Source organism: Mesorhizobium sp. M1312 (assembly GCF_040318115.1).
In the GTDB taxonomy this organism is placed as follows: Bacteria; Pseudomonadota; Alphaproteobacteria; order Rhizobiales; family Rhizobiaceae; genus Mesorhizobium.
This window is the reverse complement of record NZ_JAMYLQ010000007.1, coordinates 16,015-36,704: the sequence shown is the minus strand read 5'-3', so window position 1 is coordinate 36,704 and position 20,690 is coordinate 16,015. Positions and strand designations below refer to the sequence as shown.

The 20,690-nt window shown below is 62.9% G+C and carries 22 protein-coding genes and 1 riboswitch; of the genes, 9 read left to right on the top strand and 13 right to left on the bottom strand.

The features are described from left to right. Positions 1–124 precede the first annotated feature (124 nt). Positions 125–1,057 carry a GntR family transcriptional regulator gene (locus tag NKH36_RS10890; protein ID WP_352958999.1) on the top strand — a complete coding sequence of 311 codons (933 nt, stop codon included), beginning with the start codon at positions 125–127 and terminating at the stop codon, positions 1,055–1,057. A gap of 131 nt (positions 1,058–1,188) precedes the next feature. Here the strand turns inward: NKH36_RS10890 and NKH36_RS10885 are convergent, their stop codons facing one another. Continuing rightward, complete coding sequence (locus tag NKH36_RS10885; protein ID WP_036267210.1) at positions 1,189–1,374, bottom strand: hypothetical protein; 186 nt, start codon at positions 1,372–1,374, stop codon at positions 1,189–1,191. 301 nt (positions 1,375–1,675) lie between these two features. Here NKH36_RS10885 and NKH36_RS10880 point away from each other — a divergent pair, with 301 nt between their 5' ends. Beyond that, positions 1,676–2,110, top strand: coding sequence for a hypothetical protein (locus tag NKH36_RS10880; protein ID WP_082982175.1), 435 nt, complete (start codon positions 1,676–1,678; stop codon positions 2,108–2,110). A 172-nt stretch (positions 2,111–2,282) separates the two neighbouring features. Here the strand turns inward: NKH36_RS10880 and NKH36_RS10875 are convergent, their stop codons facing one another. Both NKH36_RS10875 and NKH36_RS10870 read right to left on the bottom strand, forming a co-directional pair. Next, a complete protein-coding gene (locus tag NKH36_RS10875; RefSeq protein WP_352959001.1) occupies positions 2,283–3,989 on the bottom strand; it encodes an HAD family hydrolase in 1,707 nt (568 codons plus the stop codon). Between the two features lie 202 nt (positions 3,990–4,191). Next, on the bottom strand, positions 4,192–4,476 hold the full coding sequence (locus NKH36_RS10870; RefSeq protein WP_352959066.1) for an acylphosphatase: 285 nt from the start codon (positions 4,474–4,476) through the stop codon (positions 4,192–4,194). Positions 4,477–4,683: 207 nt separating this feature from the next. On the opposite strand from NKH36_RS10870, the gene NKH36_RS10865 reads away from it, so the two are divergent. Then, on the top strand, positions 4,684–5,496 hold the full coding sequence (locus tag NKH36_RS10865; protein WP_352959003.1) for a nucleotidyltransferase family protein: 813 nt from the start codon (positions 4,684–4,686) through the stop codon (positions 5,494–5,496). Beyond that, complete coding sequence (locus NKH36_RS10860) at positions 5,489–6,241, top strand: metallophosphoesterase family protein (protein ID WP_352959004.1); 753 nt, start codon at positions 5,489–5,491, stop codon at positions 6,239–6,241. Before NKH36_RS10865 ends, NKH36_RS10860 begins: the two co-directional genes overlap by 8 nt. A 16-nt stretch (positions 6,242–6,257) precedes the next feature. Here the strand turns inward: NKH36_RS10860 and NKH36_RS10855 are convergent, their stop codons facing one another. Further along, complete coding sequence (locus NKH36_RS10855) at positions 6,258–7,448, bottom strand: NADH-quinone oxidoreductase subunit D (RefSeq protein WP_352959006.1); 1,191 nt, start codon at positions 7,446–7,448, stop codon at positions 6,258–6,260. 73 nt (positions 7,449–7,521) lie between these two features. Then, complete coding sequence (locus tag NKH36_RS10850; protein WP_352959008.1) at positions 7,522–8,001, bottom strand: hypothetical protein; 480 nt, start codon at positions 7,999–8,001, stop codon at positions 7,522–7,524. Positions 8,002–8,171: 170 nt separating this feature from the next. On the opposite strand from NKH36_RS10850, the gene NKH36_RS10845 reads away from it, so the two are divergent. Next, positions 8,172–8,609, top strand: a complete 438-nt coding sequence (locus NKH36_RS10845) for a CBS domain-containing protein (RefSeq protein ID WP_352959010.1) — start codon at positions 8,172–8,174, stop codon at positions 8,607–8,609. A gap of 280 nt (positions 8,610–8,889) precedes the next feature. On the opposite strand, the gene NKH36_RS10840 is transcribed toward NKH36_RS10845, so the two are convergent. From NKH36_RS10840 to NKH36_RS10825, 4 genes are all read right to left on the bottom strand, one after another. Beyond that, positions 8,890–9,249, bottom strand: a complete 360-nt coding sequence (locus tag NKH36_RS10840; RefSeq protein ID WP_352959012.1) for a YybH family protein — start codon at positions 9,247–9,249, stop codon at positions 8,890–8,892. A 114-nt stretch (positions 9,250–9,363) separates the two neighbouring features. Next, the gene (locus NKH36_RS10835; RefSeq protein WP_352959014.1) at positions 9,364–9,588 is read right to left on the bottom strand and encodes a hypothetical protein; all 225 of its coding nucleotides are present in this window, start codon (positions 9,586–9,588) and stop codon (positions 9,364–9,366) included. 116 nt (positions 9,589–9,704) lie between these two features. Then, on the bottom strand, positions 9,705–10,826 hold the full coding sequence (locus NKH36_RS10830; protein WP_352959016.1) for an NAD(P)/FAD-dependent oxidoreductase: 1,122 nt from the start codon (positions 10,824–10,826) through the stop codon (positions 9,705–9,707). Positions 10,827–10,828: 2 nt separating this feature from the next. Continuing rightward, positions 10,829–10,954, bottom strand: coding sequence for a hypothetical protein (locus NKH36_RS10825; protein ID WP_352959018.1), 126 nt, complete (start codon positions 10,952–10,954; stop codon positions 10,829–10,831). A 143-nt stretch (positions 10,955–11,097) separates the two neighbouring features. Between NKH36_RS10825 and NKH36_RS10820 the strand changes: the two genes are divergently transcribed. Continuing rightward, positions 11,098–12,474, top strand: coding sequence for an aspartate aminotransferase family protein (locus NKH36_RS10820; protein WP_352959020.1), 1,377 nt, complete (start codon positions 11,098–11,100; stop codon positions 12,472–12,474). Positions 12,475–12,619: 145 nt separating this feature from the next. Beyond that, a riboswitch (TPP riboswitch) is annotated at positions 12,620–12,731 on the top strand. Continuing rightward, positions 12,722–13,330 carry a YkoF family thiamine/hydroxymethylpyrimidine-binding protein gene (locus NKH36_RS10815; protein ID WP_352959022.1) on the top strand — a complete coding sequence of 203 codons (609 nt, stop codon included), beginning with the start codon at positions 12,722–12,724 and terminating at the stop codon, positions 13,328–13,330. (Overlaps the previous riboswitch by 10 nt.) 8 nt (positions 13,331–13,338) lie before the next feature. On the opposite strand, the gene NKH36_RS10810 is transcribed toward NKH36_RS10815, so the two are convergent. The 4 genes from NKH36_RS10810 to NKH36_RS10795 form a co-directional block, all read right to left on the bottom strand. Further along, positions 13,339–14,448 carry an alcohol dehydrogenase family protein gene (locus NKH36_RS10810; RefSeq protein WP_352959024.1) on the bottom strand — a complete coding sequence of 370 codons (1,110 nt, stop codon included), beginning with the start codon at positions 14,446–14,448 and terminating at the stop codon, positions 13,339–13,341. 8 nt (positions 14,449–14,456) lie between these two features. Next, positions 14,457–15,836: an aspartate aminotransferase family protein gene (locus NKH36_RS10805; RefSeq protein WP_352959026.1), complete on the bottom strand. Its 1,380-nt coding sequence runs from the start codon at positions 15,834–15,836 to the stop codon at positions 14,457–14,459. Between the two features lie 53 nt (positions 15,837–15,889). Beyond that, a complete protein-coding gene (locus tag NKH36_RS10800) occupies positions 15,890–17,383 on the bottom strand; it encodes an NAD-dependent succinate-semialdehyde dehydrogenase (RefSeq protein WP_352959028.1) in 1,494 nt (497 codons plus the stop codon). A gap of 416 nt (positions 17,384–17,799) precedes the next feature. After that, the gene (locus NKH36_RS10795) at positions 17,800–18,291 is read right to left on the bottom strand and encodes an Lrp/AsnC family transcriptional regulator (RefSeq protein WP_352959030.1); all 492 of its coding nucleotides are present in this window, start codon (positions 18,289–18,291) and stop codon (positions 17,800–17,802) included. A gap of 83 nt (positions 18,292–18,374) precedes the next feature. Here NKH36_RS10795 and ehuR point away from each other — a divergent pair, with 83 nt between their 5' ends. Together ehuR and ehuA are read left to right on the top strand one after the other, a co-directional pair. After that, positions 18,375–19,760, top strand: a complete 1,386-nt coding sequence (gene ehuR, locus NKH36_RS10790) for a MocR-like ectoine utilization transcription factor EhuR (RefSeq protein WP_352959032.1) — start codon at positions 18,375–18,377, stop codon at positions 19,758–19,760. Between the two features lie 124 nt (positions 19,761–19,884). Then, entirely contained in the window at positions 19,885–20,670 is a 786-nt protein-coding gene (gene ehuA, locus NKH36_RS10785; RefSeq protein WP_352959034.1) for an ectoine/hydroxyectoine ABC transporter ATP-binding protein EhuA, read from the top strand. Positions 20,671–20,690 lie beyond the last annotated feature (20 nt).

Here is a 20,690-nt window from a genome sequence, read left to right as displayed (position 1 = left end):
CTCAAGCTGGTGTGAACTTGGATACTAATGCATTTTGATTGAATGAAAAGCAGGAAAATTCGATAGATTGCCAGTTCGAACTGCGTGGCGCATATCTATAATGCGAACGGCTTAGGAAGTGCATATGAAGAAAACGATGATCGACCGGCCGGCACGCAGCGAGGCGGCCAGTCCGCTGCAGATAGATCTGGCGCGGCGGATCCTGGAGCGGATGAGGGATTCGGGCTGGACGGTCGGAACCCGCGTCTCGGTGCCGGACCTTGCCCGCACGTTCGGCGTTTCGCGTTCCCCCGTCAGCGCGGCGCTGGAACTGCTGGTCGCCCAGGGCATTCTCAGTCCTTTCGAGACGAGGGGGCTGCAATTGGCGCGCGATGTCGCCGACCTCGACCCGCAGGATATTCTGCCCAGTTCTCCGCTCGAGGACCTGTACCGCAGGATGATGCGGGAGCGCGCGCTCGGCCAACTGCCCCAGGAGGTGTCCGAGGCGGAACTGATGCCGCGCTATCAGGTGTCGCGCGGCGTCGTGCGCAAGCTTTTGCTCCGCTTTGCCGCCGAAGGGCTGGTGCAGCGCCTGCCGGGGCATGGCTGGCGTTTCGCCGACACACTTGTCGGCGAGGACGCCTACCGGGAAAGCTATGAATTCCGGATGGCCGTCGAATGCGCGGCGCTGCGGTCGCCCATGTTCAATGCGGATCCTCAGCAGCTGGCGCCGGTCCGGCGTGCTCACGAGCGCATCCTGGCGATCGTGTCGACGGGCAAGACGCTGATCGGCGGCGACGAATGGTTCCGGATCAATGCATCCTTTCACGAAGGGCTCGCGGCCTGCTCCGGCAACCGGTTCCTGGCCGATGCGGTGCGCCAGCAGAACAATCTGCGCCGGTTGCAGGAATCGGCAGGTTTCGAGGAACTGCCGGCGGAACGCATCGAGCAGTCCTGCCGGGAACATCTGGCCATCCTCGATGCCGTCGAAGCGGGCGAGATCGAATGGGCCGAGGCGCTGGTGCGCCAGCATCTACGGCAGCCCTCGGAGTTCGCTTCGCCGCAGCGCTCGATCTGATGCCTGCCGGCGGCGGCACCGCGCATGCTGGCCACTCGGCCGCCCAATACCCCGACACCCTCCGGCATCCATGAGGAATTGAGCGATCTGGAACGAGCATCTCCCCGATCGCTTCAGGCCAATCCGCTCCGTCAAATGTCGGGATTGGATGCTTTAGGCCCGATTTTCAGCGGCGCATCATTTTCATCCGGATTGGGGACGGGAGCTTCGTCGGGAAGTCTATCCGGATCCGGCTCACGCACCGGCTTCGGTTCAGGAAACGGCGGTGGCGTGGGCGCCGGAGTGGGCGTTGGTTCGGGAGTGGGAAGAATGGCCATGGTGTGATTTCCTTCCGCTCGCTGCACTCTGCCTTGGCGGGTCGCCAACGTCGGCCGGGATTTTGACGCCACCCGTTTCGACCGGTTTCGCTCTACGGGCCGATGCACGCAGAACGACCACGCGTGCCTATAGTTCCGATGGGAACCTCCGATGATCCCCAGGCATCAGGCGTTCGTGGCAGGACGCCGCCGTCAGAAAAGTGATCGAATGGTCCGTGCATCAGGGCCTTGTCGGCGTCGTGGAGCGCCATAATTTCCATTTCAGGGTGGGACGAACTCACCTGCTGAATAGGAGGCGGCCGTGAAGCACCAAACACTTGACCAACTGCATACCGTTGCCGACGTTCACGCTGAAGCAACAGACCTCGTAGCGACCCGAAGCCAGCGTCTCGAACGTTGGGCGAAACTGCTGGAGAAAAATCCCGATCGGCGTCTCGAAGCGCTGACGGGCACCGAATACAAATCCCCTGAGATACGCGAAAAAATGCGTTACAACGACTCGCCTCTCACGGTTGCCTTCGAGGATCCGATCTTTCGTGCGCAAGGCTTGAGAGACGACACCTACGGCGAAGCCAGGCGCTTCTTCGAACTGACCGATTGGCAGCTGCACGAAATCGTCTGCCATTGCCATGTCGGCGCCACGATACGAGCGCGATGGGCTGCCTCTCGCGTCCGTGCGGCAATGTCCGAGAGGTTCGGCTTCTTCGCCTGGCTGCGAGGAACATTCATGCATTGACCCTACGGGCATTCACGCTGCCGGCATTACGCTAGGGGCCGGCTTGTTCGGGTGATGGAGGCGGCGAAGCGATTTGCCACGCCTCGCATCAGCGATCGTTGATGTGCGGATATGCCGTTCGGCGGCGATCCGCCATCGGCGAAGGGGCCTCGATCACAGGCATGGACTACTTTCAGTTGGCGGGCGCCGTGTAGCGGCGGTGGACCGCTTCCGCGATGGCGGCGCGGCTTCTGTGCGGATCGAGACTATCGTCATCCTCGATGACGGCCGCTTCCTCCGCAAGTCCCTGGTCTTTGACCTGGTCGCGGAACCAGGCCGAATAGTCGCCCGCGCGCAAGTGATGCTCCCAGGTGCGGTCGTCGATTCCCTCGGCGATATGGAGGAACATCATGAGATTTTGCGCTTTCAGGTTGAGCTTGCCGTCCGCGCCGCGGAAATAAAAACTGTTATCGCCAAGGTCGCCCTCGGCATACTTCCGAATATGGCGCTTGCGTTCCTGACGGGGACGCTCGATCGAGATCGGTCTTGCAGGATCGCCTGTCGACCGGTTCCAATACAAGACCTTGTTTTCCGGTGGCGGCACGACGCCCGGCGGTACGCCCTCGCCAATTGCGGCACAGAAGCTTTCGACGACCTTGTCGGCTTCCGGGCCAAGAGCCAGCACCGTGTCGACACCTGCCAGCACGTCCCGCGAAACCAGATCGGGATGAACTGTGATCAGAATGGTCGCCGAAAGGCTTTTTGGAAGCGCAAAGGATGTGCCATCGCGCGCCTGCGGCAGCAGGTGGTGTGCCTCGTCGATGATCAGCCAGTGCGGGCGTCCGGTGCGGGCGCGAAGCGCGGCAAGCTCCGGCAGCAGCTTGGCGAAGGCGTTTGGCCGCTCCGCGGTCTTGATCCCGAGCATGTTGACGGCAACATTGTTGGACGGCTTGGACAAGAGGTCGAAGATTTCGCGCGAGCTCGGCGGGCTTTTGGCGTCGCCAACCACCAGCACGTCCTCCAGTTCCTCGTAGTCGCCCTCCGGGTCGAGGACGCAAAACTGGAAGCCTTGCTCGACGAAGCGTTCGGTCAGGGCGGTGGCGAGGGTGGATTTCCCGATCCCCGACGTGCCGGCCAGCAGCACGCCGCCGCCGCGCGGTGAAAGGTGCATCACCGTCCCCGATCCGTCGTCCGCGCCAATCTCGATGCGTTGCCGCGCTGTGTCCAGCAAGGCGGCGTCATGCGAGATGAGGCCCTCGATCAACTCCCTCACGCCCGCGCCGCGGGCACCATTCGTCACGTGGCCCGCCGTCTCCCTTACCTTCGGCAGTGCATTGGCGACTGCAACTCCGAAGCCGACGGCGCGCAGAAAGGCATGGTCGTTCTCCGCATCGCCGATGCCGACGACATTGTGGGCGGACAATCCCAGATCCTCGAGGGCAGCCGCAAGACCGGTCGCCTTGTTGACCCCGCTCGGCAGCACCATGACGGCACCCTTGTTGAAGATGATCTCCAGCTCCAGGCCAAGGTCCTTGATCACTTCCAGCACAATGGTCTCGTTAGGCTCCCTGGTGGCGACGACGGAACGTCCCATCGACAGGGGCGCGATCTTGCGCATCATCAGCCTGTCGACGAATTCCGCCGGAGGCGCAGGCGCCAGGATGCGCTCCTCCTTCGAAGCCGGCGTGTAGACGAGCGCGCCATTTTCGGCGACGACTTTGTCGAAAATGCCAAGCTCCGGGAAAACGCTTTCGAGGTCGGCAAGTTCGCGACCGGTGACCATTATCAACTTGCGGCCGGTTTCCTTCAGCCGCCCGAGCGCGGCACGGGTCGCATCGGAAACGATCCCGTTTTCCGCGAGTGTGCCGTCATAGTCAGTGGCTAGTGCAAGAGCATACATCGAACTGTCCGTCGGTAGTCCGAAGCTGACCCGAGAAGCTTTCTCGCCGAACTGAGCGGAAAGCCATCTGCTCCGGTGACTTTGTCTTGGCTGATCGGTTCAAACGGCGCTGGCTGCCGATTGTTCCCGGCGGCAGAAGGCAAGAGTTGCTGAGGCCTGGCTCTTGCTTAAGCATCGGTTTTCCCAACCCGGTACCCGCTTGCTAGCCGACAATCCTGAATCCGTTCGGCTCCCGGCCGGGATCGACGTCTTGCGATGTCACGCTGGAGACCGACGCCCCGGTCGGCCCTTTCCAGAACCGGTTCATCATCGTCGAAACCGCGCCCTCGGCTCCGACGATCAGTGCCGTTACGGATCCGTCATCCTCGTTGCGAACCCATCCGGACAGACCGAGCCTCTCGGCCTCGGTGCGTGTCCACACGCGAAACGAGACGCCTTGCACCCTTCCACTGAGCCTGACGCGTAGCGCTTTGCGCCCGTCCTCCATCATGATCACCTCCGGTGCCAGCGGTTTTCTCATATCTTCAACTCCCCGGCGGCGGAAAAGGCTCCGCCTTCGTATTTCCTACTGCGTCGGCTGCCCGGCGGTCCGATGGGGACGTCGGTCCGCATGATGTTGGCGACGGAACCATGCGGCGGCGGCTTTGTTAAGAACGGACAGCTGCAGGTTGCTGGGCTTCGGAGCCACGATTTCATGACCAACGAACCTCCAACGGGAGGCACCATCCCGGCATCCGTTCCGACGATCGATGCAAAAGCGGCGCCGACGCTTCAGCACGCCGAGGCCGAGGTCTTCTACACAGAGGCGATCCGCGAACTCGCCGCGACGGACATCCCCTTTCTTGTCGCCGGCACCTACGCGGTGAGCGCCTATACGGGCGTCACGCGCCAGACGAAAGACCTCGACATTTTCTGCAAGGCCGGCGACTACGCCCGCATCCTCGCCCATTTCAAGCAGGCCGGCTATGCGGTCGAGATATTGGATGACCGGTGGCTCGGCAAGGTCTTCAAGGGCACGCATTTTTTTGACGTCATATTCGCCTCGGCGAACGGAACTATGCCTGTCAGCGACCAGTGGCTGGAGCACGCAAGGCAAATCGACTTGCTGGGTAGTCGGGTGCGGATCGTCGGTCCGACCGAGCTTATCTGGTCCAAGTGCTTCATCCAGGACAGAGGCCGCCATGACGGCGCCGACGTCGCTCATACAATCCTCAAGGCGCAGGATCAGGTCGATTGGCACCGGCTGCTTTCCTATCTGGAGGTTCATTGGGAGGTGCTGTTGATGCAGCTTCTGAATTTCCGATGGATCTATCCGAGCGAGCGCGATTATGTACCGGCCTGGCTGCTCGACGAATTGCTTGACCGTCTCGCCAAGCAGAGGGAGCTGCCTACTCCCCGAATGAAAATCTGCCGCGGACGCCTGCTTTCGCCGACCGACTACGAGATCGACGTCAAGGAATGGGGCTTTGCCGGCGTCGGTGGAACAGGAGAATTTCGTGATGGCTGAGAAGGGCACAACCGCCAAGGCAAGGGTTGGGAACGGCGACACCGTGAGGATTGCGGCTGTCGGCGACCTGCATGTGAAGGAAGACGCCGAGACCTCTTGTCGTGATCTCTTCGGCGAGGTCTCGCGCGAAGCGGACGTTCTCGTCCTCACTGGCGACCTCACCAATCTCGGCAAGCCCCGAGAGGCCGAAATCCTTGCGGAGGATTTGCGCGCCTGCGCAATCCCGGTCGTCGCCGTGCTCGGCAACCATGACTATGAATCCGGTGCGGTCGAGGACGTCGCCCACATCCTTCGGCAGGCAGGCGTCCATCTTCTCGACGGCCAGACGACGGAAATCAAGGAGGTCGGCTTTGTCGGCGTGAAGGGTTTCATTGGCGGTTTTGGATCGCGCATGCTCGGTTCCTTCGGCGAGCCCGCGATCAAGGCGATGGTCGCCGAAAGCGTCAGCGAGTCGATGCGGCTCGAAAACGCAATGCGGCAGGTTCGCACCAACCGTACGCTCGTCGTCCTGCACTACGCTCCGGTGGTCGAGACAGTCGCTGGCGAGCCATTGGAGATTTTTCCGTTCCTGGGCTCGTCGCGCTTGGCGGAGACGATTGATCGGTTCAAGGTCAGCGCCGTGGTGCATGGCCACGCGCATCGCGGCGTCTATGAAGGTCGCACGCCCGGCGGTGCCCCGGTATATAACGTCGCCATGCACGTGGCGAAGCCAACCGGCCGTCCCTACGCCTTGCTCGAAATCTGAAGCACCCTGTGGGTGGTCAGCGGTCGATCTCGCCGAACACGATATCGAGCGACCCGATGATCGCAGCGACATCGGCGATCATGTGTCCCCGCGACAGAAAATCCATTGCTTGCAGATGGGCAAAGGACGGCGCCCGGATCTTGCATCGATACGGAGTATTGCTGCCATTCGAAACCAGATAGACGCCGAACTCGCCCTTCGGCGCCTCCACCGCGGCATAGACCTCTCCGGCGGGCACGCGAACGCCCTCCGTATAGAGTTTGAAATGGTGGATTGTCGCTTCCATCGAGCTTTTCATCGTTGCCCGCGGCGGCGGCGTGATCTTTTGGTTCGGAATCGCCACCGGCCCTTGGCCTTCCGGCGATCGCAATTTCTCCAGGCATTGCTTCATGATCCGCACCGACTGGCGCATTTCCTCCATGCGGACGAGATAGCGGTCATAGCAGTCGCCGTTCTTGCCGATGGGAATGTCGAAATCCATCTCGGGGTAGCATTCGTATGGCTGTGCCTTACGCAAATCCCATGATGCGCCCGACCCGCGCACCATGGGGCCGGAGAAGCCCCAGGCCCAGGCGTCGTCGAGGCCGATCGCGCCGACATCGACATTGCGCTGTTTGAAGATGCGGTTTTCGGTGAGCAACTCGTCGAGGTTGCCGCAGACCTTGAGGAACGGATCGCAGAAATTCCAGATGTCGTCCAGGAGCTTCGGAGGCAGGTCCTGGTGCACGCCGCCGACCCTGAAATAATTCGCGTGCATGCGGGCGCCGGAGGCGCGCTCGTAGAAGACCATCAGCTTCTCGCGCTCGGCGAAACCCCAGAGCGGTGGGGTCAGCGCGCCGATATCCATGGCCTGTGTCGTGACGTTGAGGAGATGCGACAAGAGCCGGCCGATTTCGCAAAAGAGAACACGGATGAGCTGTCCGCGCTTCGGGACCGATATTTCGAGCAGCTTCTCGGCGGCGAGGCAGAACGCATGCTCCTGGTTCATCGGCGCGACGTAGTCGAGCCGGTCGAAATAGGGCAGGGCCTGCAAATAGTTCTTGTACTCGATGAGTTTTTCCGTGCCGCGGTGGAGCAGGCCGATATGGGGATCGGCGCGCTCGACGATCTCGCCGTCCAATTCCAGCACCAGCCGCAGGACGCCATGAGCAGAGGGATGCTGCGGCCCGAAGTTGAGGGTGAAGTTGCGAACTGCGGCTTCGACCATGACGGTGTTCCCGTTGTGCTGGGTTCTTACGGCCGAAGCCGAGTGCTCCGGTCAGCCACCCCCGGACCGCCGATCACGTGGTTGTCTGGATGATCAGCGTCAGCGTGCCATTGCCATCGATGTTGGCGGCGACAACCTGCGAGGAATCCAGCCCGATTGCCGCCAGCGCCGTTGCTGCCTGCGGCGACGCATCGATCGAGCTCTGCAGGGTAAGCAGATCTTCAACGCTGGTCTGGGTTATCACGGCCTCGGCTTGTGTTTTGAGCTCCGGAGGCAAATCCTCGAGGGCGACGATCGCAATGCCAGTAAAGTTCTGGTCGGTGAAACCCTGATCCGGTAGCGCTTGATCCGGCAGGGCTTGGTCAGGCGGCGTTTGGTCGTGCAGGGTTGGATCGGGCAGGGCTTCCGGGGCCGGGGGTGCGATTTGGGGAAGCTGCGGGTCGGTGGATTGCGCGTGGATCGGCTGGGCCAGCGCCAATCCCGAAAGGGCGGCAATTGTCGTCAACATGCGCATGATCGTTCCTTCCGTTTTCCGTTTTTCGAGGAGGATCACTTGGTGACCACACAACCATCGTGCCGGATTATGGTTCCCCGTCCGTCACGGATATGGCCACGGTCGAGCCAATCCCGTCGCGCGTGGTCGAAAGGTGGAACGATTCCGATAGGCGTTCATTCTCCCCTGATCACACCTTGAACACAGGATCGGCGGGGCGCGGCACCTCGATGAGAATCAGCGAGTGCATGACACAGAATGTTCAGGTCGCCAGTCCGAACCAGTCCCTGCGGGATGCCGCACGAGCCATGGCCGATCTTGACGCCGGTGTTCTGCCCGTCGGTGAGAATGACCGGCTGGTCGGCATGATCACTGATCGCGACATTGCCGTCCGTGGGATCGCGGAGGAAAGAGGTCCCGACGCCAAGATCAGGGATGTGATGAGCGCGGAGGTACAATGCTGCTTTGACGACCAGGAAGTCAGCGATGTTCTTCAGAATATGCGCGATCTCAAACTGCGGCGAATGCCGGTGATCAGCCGCGACCGGCGGTTGGTTGGCATTGTCTCGCTCGGCGATCTCGCCACGACTGGCGAGCCAGCCTGGGCCGGCGAAGCGCTGGGCGGCATTTCGCAGCCGGGCGGCGACCATTCGCAGACGGCGCACTGATGCATCATAACCAAATTTGAAGTTCCTGCTCGACAGGATCGGCGTTCGGGAAGTTCGGATCCAAAACCGGGTCCAGTCCTTTGCGCCGCAGCGCCGTGCGCTCGTTTGGACGCTGCAGCACTTGGTTTCGCGCATGACCTCGATGCCGATTTTCCGGGGTCATGCGTCGGGACGGCGCTAGAGGGGGATACGTTCAAATTGAACTGAGCATCCCGCTCTATTTATTTGTTTTAGCCGCATTTCTGCGACGCCAAGTGATTTCACTTGGTTGCAAAATGCTCTAGGCAACGGAGAATCGATCGATGACCCATAGCCATGTCCCGTCGCCTTGGCGCCGGGCGACCTCGGTGGTTACGGTGCCATCGGGAAGACGGGTTGACGTGAGTGCCAAGTCTCCGCTGATAACCGCCGGTGCCTGATTTCCGGCAGCAAATTTTCGGCCCGTTGCGGTGATGTCCGCGAAGAGTGCCCGGATCGCTTCGCGGCCAAGCGTCAGTCGCCCCTCACCGCTGTCAACGACGGCGTTGGGTTCAAAAAGCGCGGCCATGCCGTCGATGTCTCCCACCCACTGCCGGGAGATCAGCAGGCGCTCTAAATCCTGGGGATCACGCGCCGGTTCACGGCTTGGTTCATCGGTCATGGCGAGACTCCTCCGATGTTCGGTACCAAAGCGTTCGACCCTGCGTCAAATTTCGTCGGAAAACGAGTCGTCGAAGCTCCGCCATGCCGATCGCCAGGTAGAGCAGCCTGGCGATCATCCTCCCCAGCCGACATCGCGGTCCGCAACGCGCCATTCGACGGCGCCGGCGCGGCGCCGACGGCTGCGGCTGTCGTTGAGAAAGTCGGCGACCCTTGCCGCCGATTTCGCCGAGGCGAAGGTGAGCAGCCGATCGTGATGGACCACGAGCTCGCCGGTCTCATTGTCCCAGATCTCGAACCGGCAGCTTGGGTTCGGTATGGCTTCGAAACGGTTCTTCATATCGATGGTCCCGGTGATCGACGGACCCAGGTTCCGCGACCCCGGCTTACGAATGGCTTACGGGCGTCTTGGATTTATGCTTTGGCAGCGGGCGCGCTCGCTCGATGTCGCCTCGGCTAACTGGCCTTCGGCGCGAGGCGCTGCGCGACATGCTCGGCGATCGCCAGGCTTGAGGTCAGGCCGGGGCTCTCGATGCCGAACAAATTGACCAGGCCTTCCACGCCGTGCACCGCCGCATCCTGGATGACGAAGTCGGCATTGGCTTCGCCGGGACCGGAGAGCTTTGCCCGGATGCCGCTATAGGCCGGCTGCAAGCAGCCATCGGTGAGGTCCGGCCAGTATTTGCGGATCTCGTCGTAGAAGCGCTCGCCACGCGCTGGATCGACGCGATAGTCGAGTTGATCGGTCCATTCGACGTCAGGCCCGAAGCGGGCGACGCCGTCGAGGTCGAGCGTCAGATGGACACCGAGCCCGCCGGGTTCGGGTATCGGATAGACCAGCCGCGAGAACGGCGCCGGGCCGGCGACCGAAAAATAGTTGCCCTTGGCATAGCGAAGTTCTGGCACGAACTGCGGGTCGAGCCCGTCAAGCGAGCCGGCAAGCGCCGTGGCGCCAAGCCCGGCGGCGTTGATGAAGCGTGCGGTGACGATTTCAAAGCGCTCGCCGCTGCTGCTGTCGACCGTGTCGAGCACGATGCGCCTACCCTCGATACGGCCGGAGACGATGTGGGTGTTGATGCTGAGCGCCGCCCCGTGCTCCTCGGCGTCGCCCAGTAGCGCAAGCATCAGGGCATGGCTATCGATGATGCCGGTGGCGGGCGACAGCAGGGCCGCCGTGCACCGCAGCTTGGGCTCCAGCCTGCGCGCCTCGGCGGCGGTCAAGGGCGTCAGGTCGCCCGAGCCGCAAGCAGAGGCGTTGGCTAGGATGGAAGCGAGTGCCGGCTCCTGTTCGGCATCTGTCGCGACGATCAGCTTGCCGCAGCGCGCATGCGGAACCGCCCGCTCCTCGCAATAACGGTAGAGCTTTTCGCGGCCTGCCACGCAGAGCCGGCCCTTCAGCGATCCGGCCGGATAGTAGATGCCTGCATGAATGACCTCGGAATTGCGCGAACTCGTTCCGGTGCCGATCGCGTTCGCAGCCTCGAGGATCAGGGTATCCATCCCGCGCTGCGCCATCTCTCGCGCGATCGCGAGGCCAATGACGCCGGCGCCGGCGACGATGCAGTCGACATGGTCCATGATCAGGCCACCTCAGCCTTGTTGTTGTGCCTGCTGGTGAGCCGTTCGGGAATCAAGTCCTCGCGACGCGTACAGCCGGCTTCGCGGAGGTTCTCGCGTTCTGCAGCCTCGAAGCTGAAATTCTGCATGTCTCAGTCCATCCGCCAGCCCTTCCGAAAGGGCTTGACACCCTTACAAGAAACAGATGCACCAAACAGCATCAATGCCAGAGGCCGATGCGCGCCGAACGGCGGCAAGGACGCACGTCCCGGCACGCAGGACAGGAACCATCATGGACGCTCGACCGAATTCTCCCGAAGCTCGCGACATCAGCTACCACATGCACGGCTACACCAATGCCCGCAAGCATGAGGAAGCAGGACCGCTCGTCATCGAGAAAGGCGACGGCATCTATGTCGAGGATCTCGCCGGCAACCGCTATATCGAGGCAATGGCCGGGCTTTGGAGTGTCGCGGTCGGCTTCTCCGAGAAGCGGCTGATCGATGTGGCGGTGCGCCAGATGTCCAAGCTGCCTTACTATCACAACTTCGGTTCCAAATCGCATTCGCCGCTGATCGATCTCGCCGAGAAGCTGGTGCAGATGGCGCCGGTGCCGATGAGCAAGGCGTATTTCACCAATTCCGGCTCCGAGGCCAACGACACGGCCATGAAAATGATCTGGTACCGGTCGAACGCGCTCGGCCAGCCGGCGCGCAAGAAGATCATCAGCCGCAATCGCGGCTGTCACGGCGTCACCATTGCCTCGGCGAGCCTGACCGGCCTGCCCAACAACCACATTTCCTTCGACCTGCCGATCGCCAATGTGCTGCACACCTCGACGCCGCACCACTGGCGCGAGGCGCTGCCAGGCGAGAGCGAAGAGCAGTTTTCGAGCCGGCTTGCCGACGATTTGGAAAAGCTGATCCTGGCCGAGGGCCCGGAAACCATCGCCGCCTTCTTCGGCGAACCGATCATGGGCGCCGGCGGCGTCATCGTTCCGCCGGCCGGCTATTGGGAGAAGATCCAGGCGGTCCTGTCGAAATACGACATCCTGCTCGTCGCCGACGAAGTCATCTGCGGTTTTGGCCGAACCGGTGAAATGTTCGGCTCGCAGACCTTCGGCATCAGGCCGGACATCATGGTGCTGTCGAAGCAGATCTCTTCCTCCTACCTGCCGATCTCGGCCCTGCTGATCAACGAGAAAATGTTCGAGCCGATTGCCGACGAAAGCAATCGCATCGGCACCTTCGGTCACGGCTACACCGGCGGCGACCACCCCGTTGCGGCGGCGGTCGCGTTGGAGAACCTGAAGCTGATCGAGGAGCGCGACCTTGTCGGCAATGCCCGCACGGTCGGCACGCATATGCAGAAGCGGCTGCGCAACCTCGCTTCGCACCCGCTTGTCGGCGAGGTGCGCGGCGTCGGCCTGATCGCTGCGGTCGAACTGGTCGGCGACAAGGCAAACAAGACGCCGTGGGAGACGGCCGGCGCGCTGGGCGGGCTCGTCAACGGTTTCATGCAGCAGAACGGCGTCATCTCGCGCAACATGGGCGACGCGCTGGCCTTCTGCCCGCCGCTGATCATCACCGAGCCCCAGGTCGATCAGGTGGTCGACGCGTTCGAAAGATCGCTCGAAGCCGCCGCCAAGCAGGTTGGATCACAGAGCTGATCAGGTCGTCCGAAGGCAGAGGCTGAATGGGCGTTGGTGATTGGCGAAAATCGGCAGCTTCGCTGGCGGCGCCACGCTCGGCAATTGGTCTGAAGCGATTGCCCCGGATCGTACTTGAACATCCACCGGGCCGGTGCTACGTCCACCCAATCGACAGGGGCGCTCCGTATTGCCGGGGCTGAGATGGTGGGTGCAAGCCCTCGGTCCCTCAAGCTGATCTGGGTAATGCCAGCGGAGCGAGGCGACTATGTTTTCAGGTGCACAGATTTCCCTGTATCCGATGTGCGACGATTTCGTAGGCGTCATCCTTAGAGCAATTTCGGCGATGGATTCCTATCGGCCGAATTTCCGCATCGAGATCGACGACATCTCGACGCTGATCGTCGGCCCGCCCGAACAGCTTTTCCCGGCCATGCGCGATCTGTTCACCTCGGCGGCGGCAAGTGGCGCGCATTGCGTGTTGTCGGCGACGGTGTCGCGCGGCTGCCCCGGCGAGCCCGACGATCCAATCTGCACACCGATTTCCGGCAGCAGCCCCGAACTCTCCCTGGCCGAGCGCATCGGCGCGGCGCGGGCGCATGTCGACAGTGCGAAAAAGCTCGGCCAAGAGGTCGCCGCGCAGTTCTCGCTCTATCCGCTCGGCGAGGGCCATCACATGGACGAGATCTACGGCTGCATCGACTTTCTCAAGACCTCGGGCGTCTTCGACAGGTCGAAGAATTTCTGCACCAAGCTGAGGGGCGATGCCGGACCGGTGTTCGCGACGCTGTCGGAAGCCTTCCTTCGCTTCGGCGCGCCGCAAGGCCATGTCGCGCTCGACATCACTGTGTCGGCGAACAGCCCGAGCCCCTGTTAGTGTTGTTGTCAGCGGGTTACAGCGAAATCCGAAACGGCATCCGGAACGACCACCAGCTTGCCGACAAAGTCCTTGGCAATGAAATCCGCCTGGGCGCGGTGGAAATCGGAGAGCTTGTAGACACCGCCGACCAGCGGCTGGATCTTCTTCTCCTCGATGTAGCGGACGATACGGCGGAATTCGTGTCGCGTGCCCTGGCTCGACCCGTGCAGCTGCAACTGCTTGAGATACATGGTGCGCAGGTCAAGCTGTACGACCGGACCGGCAATCGCGCCGGCGGTGGTGTAGCGGCCTTCGGGCCGAAGAATGCGCAAGAGGTCATTGAAGATCGCGCCGCCGACCAGGTCGGCGACGACATCGATCGGCTGGCCCTTGGTCGCCGCGTTCACGGCGGCGGGCAGGTCGGCGACGCCACGGGTGATCACGGCCTCGGCGCCGATGTCGAGCACCGCCTGTTCCTTGCCCTTGCCGACGACGGCATAGGGGATGGCCCCGCGCGCTCGCGCCAGTTGGACGATGCCGGAGCCGACGCCGCCCGACGCGCCGGTGACCAGCACACGCTCGCCGGCCTTCAGGCCAGCACGTTCCAGCATCTGTTCGCCGGTGAGATAGGCGCAGCAGAAGGTGGCGAGTTCGACATCGGTCAGATCGGTGTCGACGACATGGGCGTTGTCGGCCGGCACGGTCTGGTACTCGGCATAGCCGCCGTCGCGGCCGTGGCCCATATAGTCGATGTCGGCGAGTGAATCGTCGTCGCGGTTGTAAATGGAGAAGTCGACCATCACCCGCTCGCCGATGCGGGCCGGCGAGACACCATCGCCGACGGCAACGATGTTGCCGACGGTGTCGGTGCCCTGGATGCGCGGGAAGGTCAGCGTATTGCCCTGACGCCGCCAGGTCGAGACGGCGGCAGCATCTTCTTCCGTGCCATAGGCGCCCTGGCGCACCCAGACATCGGTGTTGTTCATGCCGCAAGCGGTGACCTTGACCAGCACCTCGCCCGGGGCGGGCGAGGGCATTTTCACGTCGGTGCGGTAGACGAGCTTTTCCGGTCCGCCGTGGCCGATAAGCTGCACGGCGGCCATGGTGGCGGGGAGGGTTTTGGTCATGGCGTTCACGTCAGTTTTCAGATGTTTGCAAACACGCTCTTCACCGCATCGGCCGTCTTGGAGACGACGATGTCGGCCTCTTCGCGGGTGAGGCAGAGCGGCGGCGCGAAGCCGAGGATGTCGCCCTGCGGCATGGCGCGGCCGATGACGCCGCGCTCGGCAAGGGCGGTCGCGACCTGCGGGCCGATCTTTTGCGAGGCGTCGAAGAACTCGCGATCGTCCCGGTCGGCGACGAATTCGATTGCCGCCAACATGCCGTCGCCGCGTACCTCGCCGACGTTCTTGTGGCCGCCGACGGCTTTCGCCAGTTCGGCGCGGAAATAGGCGCCGGTTTCGCCGGCGTTGGTCACCAGGTCCATCTCGTCGATCAGTTCCAGGTTGGCGACACCGGCGGCAACGCAGATCGGATGCGCTGAATAGGTCCAGCCATGGCCGAGCGAGCCGAGCTTGTCGGAACCCTGCACCAGTACCTGCCAGACCTTGTCAGAGACGATGACGCCAGACAGCGGCGCATAGGCCGAGGTCAGGCCCTTGGCGATGGTGATCAAGTCAGGCCTGATGCCGTAATGGTCGGAGCCGAACATGGTGCCCAGCCGGCCGAAGCCGGTGACCACTTCGTCGGCGACCAGCAGCACGTCGTACTTCCTCAGCACCGCCTGGATCTTTTCCCAGTAGAGAGCGGGCGGCGGCACGATGCCGCCGGTGCCGAGGATCGGCTCGCCGATGAAGGCAGCGACTGTTTCGGGCCCTTCGGCGAGGATCATCTCCTCGAGCTTGTCGGCGCAGTATTGCGAGAATTGCTCCTCGCTCATCGAGCGGTCGGCGCGGCGGAAATAGTAGGGCGCCTCAGTGTGCAGGATTGGCGCACGCGGCAGGTCGAAGGCGTTGTGGAACAGGTCGAGCCCGGTCAGCGATCCGGTCATGACGCCGGAGCCGTGATAACCGCGCCAGCGCGAGATGATCTTCTTCTTCTCCGGCCGGCCGAGCACGTTGTTGTAGTACCAGATCAGCTTGATATTGGTCTCGTTGGCGTCGGAGCCGGAGAGGCCGAAATAGACCCTCGACATGCCTTGCGGCGCCCGGTCGATGATCATCTTGGAAAGCGTGATCGACGCCTCGGTGCCGTGGCCGACATAGGCATGATAATAGGCGAGGTTCTTGGCTTGCGCGGCGATGGCGTCTGATATCTTCTGGCGGCCATAGCCGACATTGACGCAGTAAAGCCCGGCGAAAGCATCGATGCTCTTGCGGCCGTTATTGTCCCAGATGGTGACGCCTTCGCCGCCGGCGATGATGCGGGTCGGCGATTCACCCCGTGCATGCGTGCCCATATGGGTCGAAGGATGGAAGAAGTGGTCGCGGTCCCAGGCGGCGAGTTCGTTGGACTGGTCAAGCATCTTTTTACTCCTGAGGAAAAGTTTCGGGCGCGGTTCTCGGGCGTCACTACGACCTAGGCCACGTCCAGGCACAGATATTTGAGATCGGTAAAGGCTTCGAGCCCGTGGCGCGAGCCTTCGCGGCCGATGCCGGACTGTTTGACGCCGCCGAACGGGATCGGCGCGCCGGTGATCTTGACGCGGTTGACGGCGACCATACCGTAGTCCAGCGCACGGCCCATGCGCAATTGGCGGCCGCCGTTCTCGGTGACGACATAGGCGACAAGCCCGTATTCGGTGGCGTTGGCGCGAGCGATGACCTCGTCCTCGCTGTCGAAGGGCGTCACGGCGGCGACCGGACCAAAAGTTTCCTCGCGCATGATCAGCGCGTCGTCGGTGATATCGGCGAGCAGGGTCGGGCGGTAGAACAGCGGTCCTGCAGAATCGCGTTTGCCGCCGGTAAGGCAGCGCGCGCCATGGGCGAGCGCATCGGCGACCTGTTCCTCGACCTTCTTGACGCCGCGCTCGTGCATCAAGGGCCCGATGTCGCTGTCATCAGCCAGGCCATTGCCTGTCCGCAACGCCTCGATGCGCCTGGCGAAGGCGGCGCAGAAACGATCGTAAATCGGGCGCTGGACATAGATGCGGTTGGCGGCGAGGCAATCCTGGCCGGAAGTGGCGAATTTGGCGTCGACGGCGATAGTCACAGCCTTGTCGAGATCGGCATCGGCGAAGACGATCAGCGGCGCATGACCGCCAAGCTCCATCACCAGCCGCTTCATCGTCGGCGCACTTTGCGCGGCGATAAGCCTGCCGATCTCGGTCGAGCCGGTGAAGCTCATGGCGCGGACGCGAGCGTCTTCGCACATCCGCCCAACGATGGTCGAAGCCTTGCCGGTGAGAACGTTGAAGACGCCAGTCGGCAGCCCGGCGCGTTCGCCGAGCTCGGCCAGCGCCAATGCCGACAGCGGCGTTTCCGAGGAAGGATGCGCGACGATGGTGCAGCCGGCGGCAAGGGCCGCCGCCGCCTTACGGGTCAGCATGGCCGCGGGAAAATTCCATGGCGTGACGATGCCGACGACGCCGAGCGGTTCGCGCCGCACCATCATCTCGGCGTTTGGCAGATGGCTGGTGACGCTTTCGGCGTTGAGGCGTTTTGCCTCCTCGGCATACCACTCGACGAAGGAAGCGGCGTAGTCGATCTCGCCAAGCGATTCCTTGAGCGGCTTGCCCTGTTCGAGCGTCATCAGCAGGGCCAGATCGTCTTTGGCGGCGATGATCAGGTCGAACCATTTTCGCAGGATTCTTGCGCGTTCCTGCGGGAGAGCCGCGCGCCAGGCGGGAAAGGCGCGGGACGCCGCATCGATCGCCTTGCTCGTCTGCCCGCTATCGAGCGCGGCAACCCAGGCAACGGTGGCGCCTGTAGCAGGGTCGGTCACCTCAAAGCTCTCGGCGGCCTCACTCGCCGTCCAGTGGCCGTCGACATAGGCGAGTTCGCGCAGCAGCCGGCGGTCGGCTAGGCGGTCGAGCGCTTCGTGGCGTTGTGGGCGGGCAAAATGCGCGGACATGTTCGAGGTCTCCCGATGTCGAGGCGATGCGGAGAGACTATGCGCGCGGCGCAGACAGAGAGACTGTTTCGGTGCCCGCGCGTAGAGAGATTGTCTCTATTGGGCTGCCGGAACGGACGATCTCTCTGGCCCTACGGCAGGCTGTAGCAAACCGTGGAGATTGGCTGAACCTCCTCAGCTTCGTCATCTCTGGGCGAATCAGGAGCGAAGCTCCGTCGCGGAGACCCTGGGATCTATTCCGTGACCTTCGCTGAGGAACGCAGCGGAGCAGAATTTTGCACCGTAGCGGTGCAATGATGTCGCGGCATGGATCCTGGGGTCTGCGCCGCGTCGCTTCGCTCCTTGCTTCGCCCCAGGATGACGAAGCGACAAATGTCTCGGCCAATCTCCTAGGCGTGTGATCCGGGAGATCGACCTCACGACTGCACCGGCAGCAGATCCGCCACCGGCAAGGCGACCTCCTCCTTCACCGTCTTGGTGACGATGTAGGTGAAATAGCGGTCGATGCCGATCTCGCGTTCGAGCAGGGCGTCGACCAGCCGCTGATAAGCGTCGATGTCGCGCGCCATCACTTTCAGCAGATAGTCGACGCCGCCGCCCACCGACCAGCAGGCGATGATTTCGGGGACGGCGCGGATGACGCGCTCGAAGCGGTCAAAATCGGCCTGGCGGTGGCTGGCCAGCGTCACCTCCATCAGTACGGTTGCGACCGGCGCGACGGCGCGCATCGCAACCTTGGCGTGATAGCCGGAGACGATGCCGGCCTTTTCCAGCTTGCGCAGCCGCATCCAGCACGGCGTCGGCGACAGGCCGACCTTGTCGGCGAGCGCCAGCTTGGTGATGCGCCCGTCGCGCTGGACCGCGTCGAGGATTTTGAGGTCGATCTGATCGAGTTTCGATGCGGCCATGAGCGTCCACTTTTTCGTCCCCGACACCATGACGGCGCATTATTTCGATTGTCAATTGCACTGATTTCGATCTCTAATATGTCATGACATTGTGGCGTCCAGATCCCGCGCTCATCCGGCGGCCGGCCTATCAATCGCTCGCCGATCAGTTCGCACGCGCCATCCATGATGGGCGGCTGGCCAATGGCGCGCGGCTGCCGACGCATCGCCGGCTGGCCGACGAATTGAAGCTTTCGGTGCAGACAGTCAGCCGCGCCTATGAGGAACTGATCCGCCGGGGCCTGGTCTCCGGCGAGATCGGCCGCGGCAGCTTCGTGCAGACGCAGCGCCGCGAGCCGGAGCCGCCATACCTGCCGGAGCGCCTTGGCGAGATCATCGACCTCTCGATCCTGAAGCCGGTCTGCGAGCCGATGCATCTGGAGCGGTTGAAACAGGCGCTAGGATGGCTTGCCGAAAACCTGCCGTCGAGCTCGGCGCTGTCGTTCCGGCCGAACATGGTGTTTCCGCGTCACCGTGCGGTGGCGGTCGAATGGCTGCGGCTGTGCGGTCTCGATGTGTCCGCGCAGAATGTCAGCCTGACCAACGGCGCCACGGCCGGCATGACGGTGGCGCTGATGAGCGTGGCGCCGCCAGGTTCGACCGTCGCCACCGAGGCGATCGGCCATCACACGCTGTTCCCGCTGGCGCGCTATCTCGGCTTCAACCTCGAGGGCCTGCCGATCGACGACAACGGCTTGATCCCGGGGGCGCTCGACGAGGCGTGCCGGCTTTCCGATATTCGCGCCGTGTTCGTGCAGCCTTCGGTGATCAACCCGACCGCAACGCTTATGGATGCCGCGCGGCGCGAGCAGATCGCCGCGGTGGCGCGCAGGCACGACATCGCCATCATCGAGAACGACGTGCTCGGTCCGCTGGTCGAAGACCGGCCGCCACCGATCGCCGCCTTCGCGCCGGAGCGCACGCTCTACGTTACCAGTTTCACCAAGATCGTCGTGCCGGGCCTGCGCATCGGCTATCTCGCGGCACCCGACCGCTATGTCGCCGCTGTCGCCAACCGGCATCTCGTCTCCAACTGGATGGCGACGCCGTTGGTGGCGGAGATCGCGACAAAATGGGTGACCGACGGTACGGCGATGGAGCTCGTCCGCTGGCAGCGTTCGGCGCTGCGGCGGCGGCAGGAGATCGCCGCCGAAGTGCTTGCCGGGGTCGACTATCGTGTCCATCGCGACGGATTGCATCTGTGGCTGCAGCTGCCCGGAGACCGCGCCGAGGAAAGTTTCGTCTCGCAGGCCCGCCTGCAGGGCGTGGCGATCGCACCAGGCACATCGTTCCGCATCTCGGCGGCGCCCTGGCAGCCAGCGGTTCGTATCTCGCTCGGCTCGACTACCGAGGAGGAACTGCGCGCCGGCCTGAGCGTTGTCACCAAACTTCTGCTCGGCGATCCGGAGCATCTCCTGCTGGCGATCTAGGCAGACATTGCCGCGAAATTGTGCGGAGCCAGAAACATTGTCATGAGTTTATTTTCCTGATTGACATGATTTGGCGCGTTCCGCATCGTTGAAGGCACCAAGTTTCTCCAGCACGGGGAATTCATTGTCCGCGCCCATCATCAAGATCGACGGCATTTCGAAAAGCTTCGGCACCTTCAAGGTGCTGGACGGCCTGTCGATGCAGGTCATGCTGCGCGAGAAGCTGGCGCTGATCGGCCCATCCGGCTCGGGCAAGACGACAATCCTGCGAATCCTGATGACGCTGGAGAGGATCGACAGCGGCCACATCCAGATCGACGGCGAGCAGCTTTACCACATGGAGCGCAACGGCCAGTTGCTGCCCGCCGACGAACGGCATCTGGCAAGAATGCGCCAGAAGATCGGCATGGTCTTCCAGCTGTTCAACCTGTTTCCGCACAAGAGCGTCATCGACAACGTCACGCTGGCGCCGATCTTGACCAAGGGCATGCCGCGCGCCACCGCCGAAAAACGGGCGATGGAGCTGCTCGACATGGTCGGCATGGCCGACAAGGCCAAAGCCATGCCGGCGCAGCTTTCCGGTGGCCAGAAGCAGCGTGTGGCGATCGCCCGGGCGCTTGCACTGCAGCCCAGGATCATGCTGTTCGACGAGGTGACATCGGCGCTCGATCCGGAACTGGTCGAGGAGGTGCTGAACGTCTTGTGGCGGCTCTGCGCCGAGACCGACATGACCATGCTGCTGGTCACCCACGAAATGGGTTTTGCCCATGATTTCGCCGACCGGGTTCTGTTCTTCGACCGCGGCAAGATCGTCGAGGAAGGCAAGCCCGACGAGATTTTCCGCAATCCCAAGCAGGAACGTACGCAAGGCTTCCTGAAGAAGATCATCGCGGCCGGACATCGCGTCTGACCGCCATGCCAAGGCGGCAA